Source organism: Geodermatophilus sp. CPCC 205506 (genome assembly GCF_051383635.1).
Taxonomy (GTDB): Bacteria; Actinomycetota; Actinomycetes; order Mycobacteriales; family Geodermatophilaceae; genus Geodermatophilus.
The window spans coordinates 69,139-85,137 of record NZ_JALPKP010000001.1 but is presented as its reverse complement, the minus strand read 5'-3'; the positions used below and the strand labels follow the sequence as shown (position 1 = coordinate 85,137).

Here is a 15,999-nt window from a genome sequence, read left to right as displayed (position 1 = left end):
TCCCGCCGTCCCGACAGCAGGAGAAGATGAACCCCGAACGCGTCGCCGAGCAGCCGGCCGCCTCGCCGGCCCCCGCGCCCCTGCGGGTGGCCCCGCCGCAGGCGGACGAGCCCACCGGAGCGCGGGCGTTCCGGCCCCGGCGCGTCCTCGCCGTCGACCTGGAGTCCGGCGCGATCGAGTACCCGGACCCCGAGCGCCGCCCCGACCACCCCGACGCCCGGGTGCTCGTCCGGTGGCTCGGCGAGCAGATCGACGTCGTCCAGGTGACGGCGCCCGACGACGAGGTCGTGCGCGCCGCCGCCGACGCCGCCTGGGCGACCGCCCGCGCGGAGCTGACCGCGGCCGCCGAGCGGCTCGGCGTCCCGGCCCCGACGTCGGCCGAGGACCTGCTGGTCCCGCGCCCCGGCGTGCCGGCCGCGCCCGGGCTGCCCGCCGACCGGCCGCTGGTCACGGTGACCATCGCCAGCCTGCGCAACGTCGAGCCGACCATCGCCTGCGTCCGCCGGGTCCTGACCAGCTCGTGGGAGCCGCTGGAGGTCGTCGTCGTGGACAACGACGACGACGGCGAGCCGCTGCGCACCGCCATGGACGCCGCGTTCGCCGGCGACGACCGGGTGCGCTGGGTGCACGAGCCGCGCCGGGGCCTGTCCTTCGCCCGCAACAAGGGGCTCGAGGCCGCGCGCGGCGAGATCGTCGTCTTCACCGACGACGACGTCCTGGTCGACCACCGCTGGGTGGAGCGGCTGGTCGCCGGCTTCGGCGCCGCCGAGGGCGTCGCCTGCGTGACCGGCGCGATCCTGCCGGCCGAGCAGGAGACGGTGGCCCAGGTCTTCCTCGAGGAGTACGGCGGCTTCCACAAGGGCTTCGCGCGGCAGGTCTTCAACCTGACCGACCACCGCCGCGAATCCCCGCTCTACCCGTACGACTCCGGGCAGTTCGGGTCCGGCGCCAACATGGCGTTCCGCACCCAGGTGCTGCGCGACCTGGGCGGGTTCGCGATCGACCTCGGCGCCGGCACGGTGGCCTGGGGCGGGGAGGACCTCGACGTCCTGCGCCGGACGATCAGCGCCGGGCACACCGTCGTCTACGAACCCGCCGCGCTGATGTGGCACTACCACCGCCGGTCGATGGAGGCGCTGCGCAAGCAGATGTACCGCTACGGCGTCGGGCTCTCGGCCACGGTCACCAAGTGGGTGTTCGAGGACCGGAAGACCGCCGTCGACGTGCTGCGGCGGATCCCGCGGGGCGTGGCGCACGTGGCCCGGCCGGGCTCGGCGAAGAACAAGGGCAAGTCCGCGGAGTTCCCGCGGGTGCTCACCGCCCTGGAGCTGCTGGGCGTCCTCGTCGGACCGGTGGCCTACTTGCGCAGCCGGCGCCGGACGGCGCAGCGCCTGGCCGGCTGACCTCCGGTAGGGCAGAAATGGCCATCTCTGCCCTGTGGTCGAACGCGCCGAGGCCCGGTTCCGGTGTCGGAACCGGGCCTCGGCATCGTCGGGCGGCGATCAGGGACGGCGCTTGCGGCCCCTCAGCAGCCCGCTGACGGCCTTGCCGGCCGCCTCGAGGTGCGGGGCCACCGCCTTGCCTGCCGCCTCGAGCCGCGGGGCGACGGCCTTGCCCGCCGCCTCCAGCCGTGGGGCGACCGCCGACAGCCGTCCGGCCAGCCCGCCGGCGCGCCGGCTGTCCACGAACGCCGCGAACTCGGCCAGCGTCGGGTGGTCGATGAGGTCGTCGGCGGTCAGCCGCGCCTTGTAGCGCTCCTCGACCGCGGCGAGCATCTCCTCGATCGCCAGGGACTCCCCGCCGAGCGCGGTGAAGCTGTCCTCCCGGCCGACGCCGTCGACCTTGAGGATGGGCTCCCAGATGCCGGCGAGGGCGGTCTCGGTCTCGGTCCCGGGCGCGGTGACCTCGCGCCGCTCCGGCACGGGGGGCAGCGCCCCGACGTCGACCTTGCCGCGCTCGTTGCGGGGCAGCTCGGGCAGGAAGACGACGTCCCGGGGCACCATCCAGTCCGGCAGGGCGCGGCCGACGTCGCTGCGCAGCGCGGCCTCGGTGGGCGCGGGCTGGTGCGGGTCGGGGACGACCCAGGCCACCAGCCGGGTCGAGTCGTCGACGCCGACCCCCCGGACGACGGCGTCGAGGACGGTGGGCAGCGCCCGCAGCGCGACCTCCACCTCCCCCGGCTCGACCAGGTAGCCGCGGATCTTCACCGAGTCGTCGGCCCGGCCGAGGATCTCGACGAGGCCGTCGGCGTCCATCCGGGCGCGGTCGCCGGTGCAGTAGCGGGTGCGGCCGTCCGGTTCGGTGCGGAAGCGCTCCGCCGTCGCCGTCGGGGCGTTCCAGTAGCCGGCCGAGAAGTAGGCCGAGGTCGCGTGCAGCACGCCGACCTCGCCGGCGGGCACCGGCTCCTCGTCGGGGCCCAGGATGGCGAGGTCGCGCAGCGGCACGGCCCGCCCGATGGGCACCGCGCCGGCGGGCACCGGGTCCGTCGACCGCATCTCGTAGGCGGTGAGCGCCTCGGTCTCCGACGACCCCATCCAGTTGACGAAGCTCGCCTCGGCGGTCAGGTGGCTCCGGAAGTCGGTGACGTCGCTGCCGTAGAGCTTCTCGCCGGCGGTGGTCACGATGCGGACCGAGTCGAGGACCCTCCCCTCCGGCAGCGCCCCGTGGACGGCGCGCAGCAGGGACGGCGTGCAGGACAGCACCGTGACGCGGGTGGCCTCGAGCCACTCGGTGAGGTCGCGGATGCCGTTGACCCGGGGGTCGCGGATGCACAGCGTGGCCCCGTTCAGGAGGGCCGCGAGGATCATCAGCTGGCCGACGGCGAAGGCCTGGGGCACGACGAGGGCCATGCGGTCCTCGGTCGTGGCGCGCAGCGTGGCCCGGCTGGTGTAGCCACAGGCGAGGACGGTGCGGTGGGTCCACACGACGCCCTTGGGCAGGCCGGTGCTGCCCGAGGTGAAGACCAGCGACGCGGGGTCGTCGAGCGTGACGGCCGCTGCGGGGCCGCCGTCACCGGGGCCGTCGGGCACGAGGCCGTTGGGCACGAGGCCGGCCACGGCCTGCACGCCGGGCAGCCCGGCGGCGACGTCGCGGCGCTCGTCGTCTGCCAGGACGACGGACACCCCGGCCCGCTCGGCGATGGTCGCCATCCGCGCGGGCGGCAGCAGCACGTCGAGCAGCACGCACGGGTGGCCGGCGGCCATCACGCCGAGCATCGCCGCGACGCTCGCCGAGCCCTGCTCCGCGAGGAGCCCGACCGGCCGGCGGGTGCCGTCCTCGGCCACGGTGGGCAGGCCCGCCAGTGCCCGGGCCACCGCGTCCACCCGCTGCTGCAGCTCGGCGTAGGTGAGATCGCCGTCCGCGGCCACCAGGGCCGGCCGGTCGGCGCGGTGCGTGGAGACCTCGCGGAGGCGCTCGGCCACCGACGTGTAGTGCCCCGGCAACTGCAGCAGGGGCAGCTCCCCGCTCGTGGTCGCTGCGCTCATGGTGGTGTGCTCTCCCATCCCCGGACGCCCGTCGGCGCCGGCTCGCGCCTGCCACCTTGGGGCAGCCGCGGCCCGTTCCACAACCACCGCCAGGTCAGCCGGCCCGGCTACCACTCGGGGGTGACACGGGTCGCCACCCGTTCGGGTGGCCGTTCGCCGGGGACCCCGCCGACAGGCCGCAGCCGTGCCGAACCCGGGATCCCGTGGGTAGATTGCCGCGAATGTCACGGGGAACCGCGCTGCCGCGGCTGACGTCCCTCCGCCTCTTCGCCGCGGCGGTCGTCGTCGTCTTCCACCTCGACCAGTGGGGGATCGCGTCGCTGCCCGCGTCGCTGTCGACGCTGGGCTTCATCGGGGTCTCGTTCTTCTTCGTCCTCTCCGGCTTCGTGCTGGCCTGGGGGACCGACCCCGCGCTGCCCGCGCGCCGGTTCTACCGGCACCGCTTCGCCCGGGTGTGGCCCAGCCACGCGGTGATGGTCGGGGTCGCCGCGCTGGTGCCGGTCGTCGCGGTGGCGCGGAGCTGGGAGATCGCCGTCCCCAACCTCTTCCTCGTGCAGAGCTGGTGGACCGATCCCGAGGTGGTCTTCGGGATGAACGGCGTGGCCTGGTCGCTGAGCTGCGAGCTGTTCTTCTACGCGATGTTCCCGCTGACCGTCTACGTGTTGCGGCGGGTGCCGGGCGTCGTCCAGTGGGCGCTGCCCCTGGTCGCCCTGGTCGTGGCCGGGTACGTCGGCCTGCAGGACGCCGGGCTGGGCGAGCACCTGCCGGTGCTGCGGTTCAGCGAGTTCCTGCTCGGCGTCGTCGCCGGGCTGGCGCTGCGCGAGGGGTGGCGGCCCCGGGTGCACCCGCTGGTGGCCGCGGTCGCCGTCGTCGCCGGCCTGGCGATCTGCTACCGGGCGCCGTTCCCGCTGCCCAACGTGATCATGCCGGTGCCGTTCCTGCTGGTGCTGCTCTCCGCGGCGGCCCGGGACCTCGACGGCCGGGGCGGCTGGCTGCGCAGCCGGGCGCTGATCTTCGCCGGCGAGGCGTCCTTCGCGCTGTACCTGGTGCACGAGCTGGTCATCATCAACCTGGCGCCCCACCTCTGGGAGATCGGGCCGCAGTGGGTGATGGCGCTGATCATCGCGGCCACCGCCTGCGTCTGCGCCGTCGTCCTGCACCTGGTGGTCGAGCGGCCGTTCAACAAGCTGCTGCGCGGCCGGTCGCGGTCGGTGGCCCTGGCCCCGCCCGAGGAGCTCACCCACGACGACGACGCCGAGCTCACCGGCGCGGGCGACCCGCACGCGCGCGAGGGCGACCGGGTCTGACCCCGGCAGGCATAGGAAGCTTTGCCTACGTCCTGAGGCGCCGGACGTGGGCATAGCCTCCTATGCCTCGGCGGTGCCGGCTCAGCCCGCCGCGCGCGCCGTCCAGCCGGCCCAGGCCGACGCCACCATCTCCTCGACGCCGTAGCGGGCCTTCCAGCCCAGCGCCTCGCGGATGCGGTCGGCGGAGGCCACCACGCGGGCGGGGTCGCCGGCCCGGCGCGGCTCGACGGCCGGCCGCGACCAGTCCTGGTCGACGGTGCCGGTGACCCGGCGGATCGTCTGGATCATCTCCTGCACGGAGACGCCCTCGCCCCGGCCGATGTTGGCCGTCAGGGCGTCCACCCGCCCGTCGGCGAGCGCCGCGGCCGCAGCGACGTGGGCGGAGGCCACGTCGGCGACGTGGATGAAGTCGCGGATGCAGGTGCCGTCGGGGGTGTCGTAGTCGTCGCCGAAGATGCGCGGAGCCTGCTGCTGGGCGAGGCGCTGGAAGACCATGGGCACGAGGTTGGAGACCCCGCGGTCGGTCAGCGCGGGCGTGCCGGCGCCGGCGACGTTGAAGTAGCGCAGGTTGACGTAGCGCAGCCCGGTGGCGGCGGAGACCTCCTCCACCATGCGCTCACCGACGAGCTTCGTCGTCCCGTACGGGTTGACCGGCAGGCACGGGGTGTCCTCGTCGACCACGTCGACGTCCGGCGAGCCGTAGACGGCGGCGCTCGACGAGAAGATGAACGACCCGACCCCGGCGTCGGTGGCCGCCTCGAGGAGCACCCGCAGACCCTCGACGTTCTCGCGGTAGTAGTACAGCGGCCGGTTGACCGACTCCTCGACCTGCTTCTTGGCCGCGACGTGCACGACGCCCCGGACGTCGTGGTCGCGGAGGACCTGCGCGACCCGTCCGGCGTCGAGGACGCTGCCCTGCACGAGCGTCGTGCCCGGGATCCGCGCCGGGTCGCCGCTGGAGAGGTCGTCGAGGACGACCACCTCCTGGCCACCCTCGCGCATCGCCGAGACGACGTGCGCCCCGATGTACCCGGCTCCCCCGGTCACCAGCCATGTCACGGAACGCAGCGTAACCAGCCCCGGGCGTGGCCAGCCCCCTTCGGCCCGACGTCCCCCTCGTACGGGTGGACGCCGGCCTCAGGACGCCGGCCACACCCGGCTCACCCCCACCGCGCCTCGTCCTCCGGCTCGACGACGAAGTTGGGCGGCATCCGCCGCACGTTGTCCGCCGCCTGGATCTCGTCGTCGACCAGGCGCCGGTGCGAGCGCCGGCCCTTGCGGTTGACCCGCTCGACGACGAGAGCGCGCAGCACGCGGACGCCGTCGCGCCAGGTGTTCAGGTTGCTCTCGCCGTGGATGCGCTCGAACTCGTAGCTCGGCACCTCGGTGATCCGCAGCCCGGCCTTGGCCATGCGGGTGTTGATGATCGTCTCGATCTCGAACCCGTCACCCCACAGCTTGTCCTCCCGGCCCCGGTCGCTGGCGTCGAGCTCCAGCGCCGGCAGGCAGCGCGTCCAGAAGGCGTTGTAGCCGTAGCAGAGGTCGGTGTAGCGGGTGCCGAACAGCGTGTTGGCGATCCGGTTCAGCCACCGGTTGCCCCAGGCGCGGGTGCGCGTGATGTCGGCGCTGCCGCCGCCGTTGGCGAACCGGGTGCCCTTGGCGAAGTCGGCGCCGTCGGTGAGCGCTGCCACGAACCGCGGGATCTCCTGCGGGTCGGCCGACCCGTCGGCATCGAGCATGACCACGACGTCGCCGGTGGCGTGCTCGAAACCGCACGCCATGGCGTTGCCCTTGCCGCGGCGGTTCTGCAGCACGACCCGCACGTCGGGACGCAGCGAGCGCGCCACCTCGATCGTGTCGTCGACGCTGCGGCCGTCGACGACGATCACCTCGTGCACGTCCTCCGGGAGACGGGAGAACACGTGCGGGAGGTTCTTGGCCTCGTTGTAGGTGGGGATGACCACGCTGACCCGCGGCACGGCGGTCCGGAGCGGACCGGTGTACGCGCGGGGGTGGGGGACGACCTCGGCGGGCGGCCGGACGTCGACGACGATCTTCGCTTCTCTCATTCCTCAGCCCTCTGGCTCGTGGCAATGCCATTGATGACGGCGTCCGTGGACGCCGATGACGACCTGTCAGCGCGTCGGCCCCGTGGCCCGGCGCGCGGAGACCCCGGCGGGCGCACGCGGGTGCCGCAGGGCACCGGCGGTCGGCCGGAGTGAGGAGGGGTCAGTCGGGGCGGGAGCCCGGGTCGTCGCCGCCGCCGACGACCTCGCCGGGGACGTCGACCGAGTGGAGGGCGACGGCGGTGGGAGCCGGCGCCGAGATCTCGGTGCCGAGGACTGCCAGGGGCAGGCCGGAGAGGCCGTGCTGCTGGCCGGAGCCGGACGCGTAGCTGCCGGAGGCGGCCGTGGTCGAGCACGGCGCCGGTGGCGTGGCCGGGGGTGCGGGAGGCGGCGACACGGGAGCGGCCGGCAGCGGAGCGCTCGGCGGCGCGTCCTGGCTCGCGGCGACCGCGGCCGGCGGCGGGCCGGTGTCGGCGCTCTGCGCCGGCGCGGCGACCGCCGCGGAGGCGGGCACGGCACTGCGCGAGCTGTCCGGCTGGTCCGGGACGGGTGTCCCGTCGGAGCCCACCGGGTCACTCGGGGCGGCCGCGGCCGGGGTCTCGGGCGCGGAGAGGGCCGGGGCGGGCAGCGCGACGCAGGTCTCGACGACGACCGTGGGCACGTCCTCGCGGGTGACCGGAGCCGGCGGATCGGTCGTGGCCGCGGTCGCGGTGGCCGCCTCCGCAGCCACCTTCTGGGCCGCCGCCTTCGCCTTCTCGGACGCCAGTTGCTCGGCCGCCGCCTTCTCCGCGGCGGCCTTCTCCGCGGCCGCCTTGTCCTGCGCAGCCTTCTCCGCGGCGGCCTTGTCCGCGGCCGCCTTCTCCTGCGCAGCCTTCTTCTCCGCGGCTTTCTTCTCCGCGGCGGCCTTCTCGGCCGCCGCCTTCTCTGCCGCCGCCTGATCCGCGGCCGCCTGATCCGCGGCCGCCTTCTCGGCCGCCGCCTGATCCGCGGCCGCCTGGTCGGTCGCGCCGTCGGCCGGAGGCGTGGCGGTCCCAGGGGTGTCGGTGGCCGGTGTCGCCGGCGGGGTGCCGGCGGGAGCGGTGGGGGCGGGCGGCTCGACGGGCGGGGTGCCGGCGGGAGCGGTGGGGGCGGGCGGCTCGACGGGCGGGGTACCCCCGGTGCCCGGCGTGCCGGGGTCCTCGGAGGGACCCTGGTCCGGCGCACCGGCGTCCTCGGAGCCGCTCACGGGGACGCACACGAACGGGCGGACGCCGTTCTCGTCGTCGACCGGCACCTCGCCGTCCGGGCAGATCTCGGGTCCGGCGTCGAACCCGGGCGCGGAGCCCGCGCCCGCCGGCCCGGGGCCCGAGACCGAGCCCTGGTCGCCGACGGGCGACTCGGGCCCGGAGGCGTGGGCGGCACCGGCCACGACGACGAGCAGGGCCCACAGCCCGGCCGTGAAGAGCAGGCCGAGCAGGAGGGAGCGGGTGCGGCGCCGAGCGGGCACGGCAGAGGAGGCCGGCGCGTCGGCGACGCCGACCGCTCCCCCCGCACTGCCGCTGATCCGCACGTCCTGGCCCCCCGCTCCACACCCGCACGGACGGCGATGTGGCTGGTGAGCGGGCATCTGGCCCCACGTCACCCCGTGCGACCCTCCGTGCACCGAACGAGTGAGGCAACCGATTCGAGAGTGACTCGGTCGACACCCCGGCGTGTCTGACTCTGGGTAGTCGGACGCGCCAGCTGAGCAGCGGTTTCTGGACGCCGGAGGCGTTCCGGGCGGAGGAGCCGCAGGTCAGGTCGGCGAGGCGCGCGGCGGGATCGCGGGCACGCCGAGTGACCGCCACCGGGCGAGGGCCGGTGGCGGTGTCGCCCGGGAGGGTCAGGGAGCCGAGGGAACTCCGTGGGGCCGGCGACGGAGGTCGGCCAGCGCGAGCAGGTACAGCAGCGGGCCGACGGCGACGCCGAGCAGCTCGCGCCGCAGCGCCCCGTCCGGCCGGGCCGACCGGCCGTCCAGCCGGTCGCCGGCGTCGCCGGGCATCGCGGCCAGCCGCCGCGCACCGACGATCAGCCGGCGCAGCACCTCGCCGCGCGTCCCCGCCGACATCAGGCACTTGACCACGAAGGCGGACAGACCGGTGCCGTAGCCGTACAGCTGCCTGAGCAGCGCGGCGTCGTCGGCCCGGTGGTGGTGCCAGACCACCGCGGCCGGCTCGTAGGCGATGGCACGGCCGCTGCGCAGGACGCGGACGAAGACGTCGAGGTCCTCACCACCCCGGGTCCGCGTGCCGGCCCCGAGGGCCTCGTCGAAGCCGCCGAGGGCGCGGAGGTGGTCGCGGTCGAAGCCGAAGTTCGCCCCCGTGCCGAAGATGCCCGGGGCGTAGGGGTAGAGCGCCGACGCGTCGCGGTCCCCGGCCAGGTCGAACAGCCGCGCCTCGGTGCGGGAGGACCAGGAGCTGGCCCGGGCGTCGAAGTACGCCTCGGCGGCGCTGGTGATGTCGGCCGTGCACACCAGCCCGGTCACGCAGGCCACGTCGTCCCGCCGCCGGAAGCCGCGCAGCGCCCCCTGCACCCAGTCCGGGTCGACGGACACGTCGTCGTCGGTGAACAGGACGAAGCGCCCGGCCGCCTCCGCCAGGCCCCGGTTGCGTGCGAACGACAGCCCCGGACGCGGCTCCACGGTGTAGCGGAACCGCGGGTCCTCGCGGGCCACCGACTCGACGAGGCGCCGGGTGCCGTCGTCGGACGGCGCGTTGTCGACCACCAGGACCTCGACGGCACCGTGGGTGAGCCGGCGCAGCCGCTCCAGGCAGGAGGCGAGGACCGCGCTGCGGTCCCGGGTGCAGACGACGACCGTGACGAGGTCATCGGCGACCACCCGGTTCGGGCAGCGCCCCCCGGCCGCCGCCGGCCGCCCCGGGAGACGTTCGTCGTGGACGCCCTCCTCGGCGAGGTGCGCGGCGATGCCGCGGGCGAACGTCGCGTGAGCGAGGCGCACCAGGTCGTCGACGTCCAGCCCGGTGGGGGGAAGGGGCACGCCCAGGTACCCCAGCGGCTCGCCGTGCAGCCGGACGAGCACCCGCGCCTGCTCCTGGCCGGCCGGCTCGGTGACCGCCCGGGGGACGGCGTCGCCGGAGAGCTCGAACTCGCAGCACCACGTCCCCCGGCCGGCGGGGGCGGGGGTGCCGGTGCGGGTGGTTCCGAACAGGCGCACGGGGGCCCTCCCTTGTCCGACGGCGGGAAGAGCGTCGTTGCTCGAGGCAACGGTAGGACCCGTTCCTGTGAGGAACCTGCAGATCAGCTGGTCGTCGCCGAGATCACAGCCCGGTGCCGGATCAGCCGCGGGCGGTGCGGGGCAGCCGCTCGGCGACCTCGAGGGTGGCCGCGTCGGACTCCCGCCGCAGCGCCCACGAGGCGGGGAGCGCCACGCGCGGCGCGACGCCGACGAGGACGGCGACGAGCAGGGCGACGCCGGCGAGGGCCTCCCCCGACTCCTCGAGGAAGGTCGCGGTGGCCATCCACCGCTCGCTCGCGGCGACGGAGACCGCGGAGAGGCCCACGGAGGCGACGGCGTAGGCGGCGAGGCAGCCGAGCACGCGGCGCCGGTCGCGGCGCTCGGCGCGGCTGACGAACGCGAGGACGGCGAGCACGCCGGTGGCGAGCGCGACGCTGAACGCCGTCGCGCCGGTGGAGCCGACCGCGTCGGCGAGGCGGGCCATGCCGTCGGCGTGCACGGTGCTGCCGGCCTTGACCATGGCGACGGCGGCCGCCACCAGCCCGACGGCGGTCCACCAGGCCCGGCGGCCGGGGATGCGGGACGCGCCGGCGAGGGCGGCGAGCGCGGCAGCCGTGAAGAGGGCCGCGACGAACATGCGGGGCAGGGAGTAGGGGGCGTCCATGGAGAACGCGCGGGCGGCCGTGCCGGTCGTGCCCGTGAGCCGGCTGACGAAGCCGACGGCCTCGAGCAGCACGGCGGTGGCGGCCAGGCCGACACCGACCGGCGGGAGGGGGATGCGGCGGCGCGCGACGCGCGGGCTCCGGGCGGGGGCGAGCCCGGCCTGTGAGTCGGCCAGCCGGATGCCGCGACCGACGACCACGCCGACGGCCAGGGCGACCAGCACCCAGACGATCAGTCCCCCGAGGACCCAGAACCACACACGGGAGTCATCGGCCGGCCGGCGGCCGGGCGTGACCCCCTGTCACCCGAGCGGGTGGCTCAGGGGTCGTGCGGTACCCCGCGACCCCACTCATCGGCAGGAGGGCTGCCCGCCGCCACCGCCGGGCGAGGGTGACGTGACGTCAGCCGGCGCGGCGCCCGAGAGCCCGGTAGCTCCAGCCGGCCGCCGTCCAGGCCTCGCGGTCCAGCGCGTTGCGGCCGTCGAGGACGCGCTTCTGGGCGACGACCTTGCCGAAGGCGACCGGGTCGAGCTCGCAGTACTGCCGCCACTCGGTGAGCAGGAGCACCAGGTCGGCGCGCTCGGCGGCCTCCTCCGGCGTCGCGGAGAAGTCCAGGTGCGGCCACTCCCGCGCGGAGTTGGCGATCGCCGCCGGGTCCGTGACCCGCACGACGGCGCCCTGCAGCTGCAGCTGGGCGGCGACGTTGAGCGCCGGGCTGTCGCGGATGTCGTCGGAGTCGGGCTTGAAGGCCGCACCCAGGACGGCGACCCGCTTGCCGAGCAGCGAGCCGTCGCAGACCTCGCGGGCCAGCTCGACCATGCGGATCCGCCGGCGCATGTTGATGTTGTCGACCTCGCGCAGGAAGGTCAGCGCCTGGTCGGCACCGAGCTCGCCGGCGCGGGCCATGAAGGCGCGGATGTCCTTGGGCAGGCAGCCGCCGCCGAAGCCGAGACCGGCGTTGAGGAACTTGCGGCCGATCCGGTCGTCGTAGCCGATCGCGTCGGCGAGCAGCTTGACGTCGGCACCGGTCGACTCGCACAGCTCGGCCATGGCGTTGATGAAGCTGATCTTCGTGGCGAGGAACGAGTTGGCCGCCGTCTTCACCATCTCCGCGGTGGCGTAGTCGGTGGTCACCTTCGGCGTCCCGCGGGCGACGATCGGGGCGTACACCTCGTCGAGCACCCGCTCGACGGTCTCGCCGTCCGGGCCCTCGGGCAGGCCGTAGACCAGGCGGTCGGGGTGCAGGGTGTCGTGGACGGCGAAGCCCTCGCGGAGGAACTCGGGGTTCCAGGCCAGCAGCGCTCCGGGGACCTTCTCCCCCACCATCTCCGCCAGGCGGGACGCGGTGCCGACCGGCACGGTGGACTTGCCGGCGACGAGGTCGCCCGGCTCGAGCACCTGGAGCAGCGACTCCGCGGCGGCGTCGACGAAGCGCAGGTCGGCGGCGTACTCGCCGTGCTTCTGCGGCGTGCCCACGCAGAGGAAGTGGACGGTGGAACCGGCGGCGTCGGCGATGTCGGTGCTGAAGCGCAGCCGTCCGGTGGCCAGCGTGCGGGCCAGCAGCTCGTCGAAGCCGGGCTCGTAGAAGGGCGTGGTCGCGTTGCACAGCGCCGCCACCTTGGCGCCGTCGACGTCGATGCCGACGACCTCGTGGCCCAGCTCCACCATCGACGCCGCATGGACGGCGCCGAGGTAGCCGCAGCCGATGACCGAGATCCTCATTGACTCCCACCCCCGGGACAGTTCCGGCGTCCCTGCCGGGAGGAGAACGCTACGGGGGCCCGTAGGCGCAGGCCATCCCACAAATGGGAGGGATCCCCAGGCGGAGTGAGGCCTCAGGGAGCGGGCCGGACGACGCCGCAGCGGCAGGTGTAGAGACTCGATCCGCTGAAGGCGTCCTCCCCGGACCAGCGGAAGCGGTGCCAGTGCCCGGTCACGAGGCTGCGTCCGGGCGTGCGCGGGTTGCGGAACGGCAGGATCACGCCCACCAGTGTGCCGTGGCCCACCACGCAGGGGAATGGGTGGGTACCCCTCCGTCACAGATCACCGCGTGTCGCCGTCACGGACGGGTGGTCCCCCACGTTGGGGGCAGCTTTCTCACAGGGTGCGCCGGTGTAATCACGCACGTGGTGTGGGTCGTGGCCGTGGCGCTGACCTGGGTGGCGGTGGCCCTCGTCGCGGCCGTCGTCGTCGGCCGGTCCATCCACCTCGCCGACCGGCAGGCGTCGCTGGACGTCCCCGTGGCCCCGCCGCCCGCCGCCGGCCTGCCCGCGCCGCGACCACCCGGCTGACCTCGCCGTTCGCCTCACCCGTGCGGGTGGCAGGGGCTGTCCCACGCGGTTCCCCCTCCATAGCTTCGGCCCTACAGCCGGCCGGACGGGGGACTCATGAGCGCTGCTGCGACCACGGTGCCGGAGCAGTACACGGACGAGGGGCGCCTGCCGTCACCCTCGCGCCGACGCGCGCTGCGGCAGGTGCTCGTCAGCCTCGGCGTCCTGGGGGTGGTCCTCGCCCTGGTCGTCGGCGGCGGGATGTGGTTCCTCACCGAGCGGTACGCCGGCAACATCGCCCGCGTCTCCGACGTCTTCGAGGGCCTCGAGGAGAGCGCCCGCCCGGCGCCGGCGACGCCGGCCCAGGCAGTCGGCGCCGAGCCGGTCACGTTCCTGCTGGTCGGCTCCGACACCCGGGCCACGGCCGGGACCGGCGTGGCCGCGGGCGGACGCTCCGACGCGATCATGCTGGCCCGGTTCTCGGCCGACCGGCAGCACGCCCAGATCGTCTCGATCCCCCGCGACTCGTGGGTGGACATCCCCGGCCACGGCCGCAACAAGATCAACGCCGCGTACGCGTTCGGCGGCCCTCCGCTGCTCATCCAGACCGTCGAGCAGCTCACCGACGTGCGCATCGACCACTACGTCGCCATCGACTTCCAGGGGACCATCCAGGTCACCGACGACCTCGGCGGCGTCGACGTCGTCGTCGCGGAGACCACCAGCAACGGGCCCTACACCTTCCCCGCCGGCGTCAACCACCTCGACGGCGACCAGGCCCGCTGGTACCTCGGCCAGCGGTACGGCCTGCTCGGCGGCGACTTCGACCGGGTGCGGCGGCAGCAGCAGTACCTGCAGGCGCTGTTCGCCAAGCTCTTCAGCACCGACACGTTCACCGACGCCGGGCGCCTGGACTCCGCGCTGCTGGCGGTGACCAACGCCGTCGCGGTGGACGACGCCCTCGGCAACGGCGACCTGCTGGCGCTGGCCTACTCGCTGCGCGGTCTGACGCCGGACAGCGTCGACTTCTTCACCGCGCCGGTCCTGGGTACGGGCACGGAGGGCCGGGCCAGCGTCGTCTACCTCGACGACGTCACCGCCGACCGGATGTGGGCGTACCTGGCCAGCGACTCGCTGTCGCAGAACGCCGCGGAGTTCGACGACGAGGCCCTGCCCGCCGTCCCCCGCTGACCGGAGCACTCCCTGCTCGTCGCAGCCCTCGTGCGACTCGACCGGCGATTGCGGTCCTGACGCCGCGATGGGGCCGGCGGGTGCCGATCAACGCCTGTGGCGCCTGCCGTCAGTAGGCGCCTGAGCCTCGCAGGACCGCCCCGGCGGTCTTCCAGAGGATCATGAAGTCGAACATCAGGGACCAGTTCTCGACGTAGCGGACGTCGATGCGCACCGAGTCGTCCCAGGAGAGGTCCGAGCGGCCGCTGACCTGCCAGAGGCCGGTCAGGCCGGGCTTCACGAGGAAGCGACGGTGCATGTCGTAGCCGTAGCGCTCCACCTCGGTCTGCAGCGGCGGGCGCGGACCGACCAGGGACATCTCACCCCTGACCACGTTGATCAGCTGCGGCAGCTCATCGAGCGAGTAACGGCGCAGGATCTTGCCGACCGAGGTGACCCGCGGGTCGTCCTTCTTCTTGAAGAGCACGCCGTTGCCGTCACTCTCGTCTGCCAGGTCGTCGACCATGCGGTCTGCGCCGGCGACCATGCTGCGGAACTTGAGCATGGGGAACTTCCGACCGTCGCGGCCGACCCTCTCCTGTCTGAAGAAGACCGGCCCGTCGCTCGTCATCGTGACCGCCAGCGTGATCCCCAGCAGTACAGGAGCCAGGAACAGGAGCCCGAGCGCAGCACTCGTGCGGTCGAACGCCTCCTTGGTGAACCGGCGGGCACCGCGCAGCTCGGGACGCTCCATGTGGAGCAGCGGGAGCCCGGCGACTGGACGGATGCTCACCCGAGGTCCGGCCACCTCGCTCACCGCCGGCGCGAGGAGCAACTCTGCGCGGGTGTCCTCGAGCTTCCAGCCCAGCCTCCGGAGCGCAGCACCGTCCAGCTCGGGTGACGGGAGAACAGCGACGGTGTCGACCTCGAAGCCCCTGACGATGTCGATGACCTCGTCCAGGTCGCCGAGCACGGGGAGCCCGTCGAACTCCGCGGCTGCGTCACGCCCGCCGGGGATGGCGCAGCCGACGACGCGGTAGCCGTGGTAGGCCTCGCGGTCCACCTGCTCGTGCAGCGCCTGGACGCCGGCCCGGTGGCCCACCAGCAGCGTTGTCTGCTGGAAGCGTCCGTGCGCACGCTGGCGGTGCAGCGAGCGGCGCCGCACGTATCGCTGCGCCAAGGTGAGCAGCGTCGCGACCGGCACGGCGAGGATGACGAACCCACGGGCCACTTCGAGCTTGAACGCCCATGACACCGTTCCGACGGCCGCCAGGAGGAGAGCGGCGGCGAAGAAGACACGCCGGAACTCCTCCGCCCCGAGCCAGAGGAAGCGCTGCTCGTACGTACGGGCAACGAGCATCGCCGCGACCCACACGAGCGGCAGGACGAGAGCGACCCACAGCGAGACCCGCGCCTCCGGGGCGCCCGCCGGGCCGAACCGGACCACGTAACCGGTCATGGCGGCAGTCAAGGCGCTCGCGATGTCGCCCGCGAAGATGGAACGAACGTATGCCCCCCGCCAGGCGCGACGCGCGACCGTTCCCTCGCCCCGGAGACGGGCGGTGAATCCATGCGCATAGCGACTGGATGAACGCAGAGCGTGACGGACGGTCTCGTCACGCACGTCGAGCAGAGAAATCGCAGAACCCCCGTGGAAAAGTGCCGAGGTCCCTCGGCGGGCAGCCGATCACACTGACGGTTCAATGTTCAATCGACACAACGAAACTACCTGGTGCCGCCGGGACGGGGAAGGTGCGCTCGGGGAGGTGCAAGCCACTGGTCCCGCCGGCCTGTCACGGAACGGAAGCTCCGACAACCGACAGCT

At 74.3% G+C, this 15,999-nt stretch carries 13 protein-coding genes; 4 read left to right on the top strand and 9 right to left on the bottom strand.

What is annotated here, in order from left to right; translation table 11 throughout:
- The first annotated feature begins 26 nt into the window (after window positions 1-26).
- The gene (locus MY520_RS00345) at window positions 27-1,403 is read left to right on the top strand and encodes a glycosyltransferase (protein WP_436688933.1); all 1,377 of its coding nucleotides are present in this window, start codon (window positions 27-29) and stop codon (window positions 1,401-1,403) included.
- A 99-nt stretch (window positions 1,404-1,502) separates the two neighbouring features.
- Here MY520_RS00345 and MY520_RS00340 read toward each other — a convergent pair whose 3' ends face one another.
- Window positions 1,503-3,485: a non-ribosomal peptide synthetase gene (locus MY520_RS00340; protein ID WP_436688931.1), complete on the bottom strand. Its 1,983-nt coding sequence runs from the start codon at window positions 3,483-3,485 to the stop codon at window positions 1,503-1,505.
- Between the two features lie 221 nt (window positions 3,486-3,706).
- Here MY520_RS00340 and MY520_RS00335 point away from each other — a divergent pair, with 221 nt between their 5' ends.
- Window positions 3,707-4,792 carry an acyltransferase family protein gene (locus MY520_RS00335; protein WP_436688929.1) on the top strand — a complete coding sequence of 362 codons (1,086 nt, stop codon included), beginning with the start codon at window positions 3,707-3,709 and terminating at the stop codon, window positions 4,790-4,792.
- Window positions 4,793-4,873: 81 nt separating this feature from the next.
- On the opposite strand, the gene galE is transcribed toward MY520_RS00335, so the two are convergent.
- From galE to MY520_RS00300, 7 genes are all read right to left on the bottom strand, one after another.
- On the bottom strand, window positions 4,874-5,851 hold the full coding sequence (galE, locus tag MY520_RS00330) for a UDP-glucose 4-epimerase GalE (RefSeq protein WP_436688927.1): 978 nt from the start codon (window positions 5,849-5,851) through the stop codon (window positions 4,874-4,876).
- Window positions 5,852-5,952: 101 nt separating this feature from the next.
- On the bottom strand, window positions 5,953-6,861 hold the full coding sequence (locus MY520_RS00325) for a glycosyltransferase family 2 protein (RefSeq protein ID WP_436688925.1): 909 nt from the start codon (window positions 6,859-6,861) through the stop codon (window positions 5,953-5,955).
- 160 nt (window positions 6,862-7,021) lie between these two features.
- A complete protein-coding gene (locus tag MY520_RS00320) occupies window positions 7,022-8,344 on the bottom strand; it encodes a hypothetical protein (protein WP_436688923.1) in 1,323 nt (440 codons plus the stop codon).
- A gap of 375 nt (window positions 8,345-8,719) precedes the next feature.
- The gene (locus MY520_RS00315) at window positions 8,720-10,051 is read right to left on the bottom strand and encodes a glycosyltransferase (protein ID WP_436688921.1); all 1,332 of its coding nucleotides are present in this window, start codon (window positions 10,049-10,051) and stop codon (window positions 8,720-8,722) included.
- Between the two features lie 121 nt (window positions 10,052-10,172).
- On the bottom strand, window positions 10,173-10,994 hold the full coding sequence (locus MY520_RS00310) for a hypothetical protein (RefSeq protein ID WP_436688919.1): 822 nt from the start codon (window positions 10,992-10,994) through the stop codon (window positions 10,173-10,175).
- Between the two features lie 142 nt (window positions 10,995-11,136).
- Window positions 11,137-12,456: a UDP-glucose dehydrogenase family protein gene (locus tag MY520_RS00305; RefSeq protein ID WP_436688917.1), complete on the bottom strand. Its 1,320-nt coding sequence runs from the start codon at window positions 12,454-12,456 to the stop codon at window positions 11,137-11,139.
- A 113-nt stretch (window positions 12,457-12,569) separates the two neighbouring features.
- Window positions 12,570-12,716: a hypothetical protein gene (locus MY520_RS00300; protein WP_436688915.1), complete on the bottom strand. Its 147-nt coding sequence runs from the start codon at window positions 12,714-12,716 to the stop codon at window positions 12,570-12,572.
- 144 nt (window positions 12,717-12,860) lie between these two features.
- Here MY520_RS00300 and MY520_RS00295 point away from each other — a divergent pair, with 144 nt between their 5' ends.
- Window positions 12,861-13,025, top strand: coding sequence for a hypothetical protein (locus MY520_RS00295; RefSeq protein ID WP_436688913.1), 165 nt, complete (start codon window positions 12,861-12,863; stop codon window positions 13,023-13,025).
- 96 nt (window positions 13,026-13,121) lie between these two features.
- On the top strand, window positions 13,122-14,195 hold the full coding sequence (locus tag MY520_RS00290; protein WP_436688911.1) for an LCP family protein: 1,074 nt from the start codon (window positions 13,122-13,124) through the stop codon (window positions 14,193-14,195).
- Between the two features lie 109 nt (window positions 14,196-14,304).
- Here MY520_RS00290 and MY520_RS00285 read toward each other — a convergent pair whose 3' ends face one another.
- A complete protein-coding gene (locus MY520_RS00285; RefSeq protein WP_436688909.1) occupies window positions 14,305-15,798 on the bottom strand; it encodes a sugar transferase in 1,494 nt (497 codons plus the stop codon).
- Window positions 15,799-15,999: the final 201 nt, after the last annotated feature.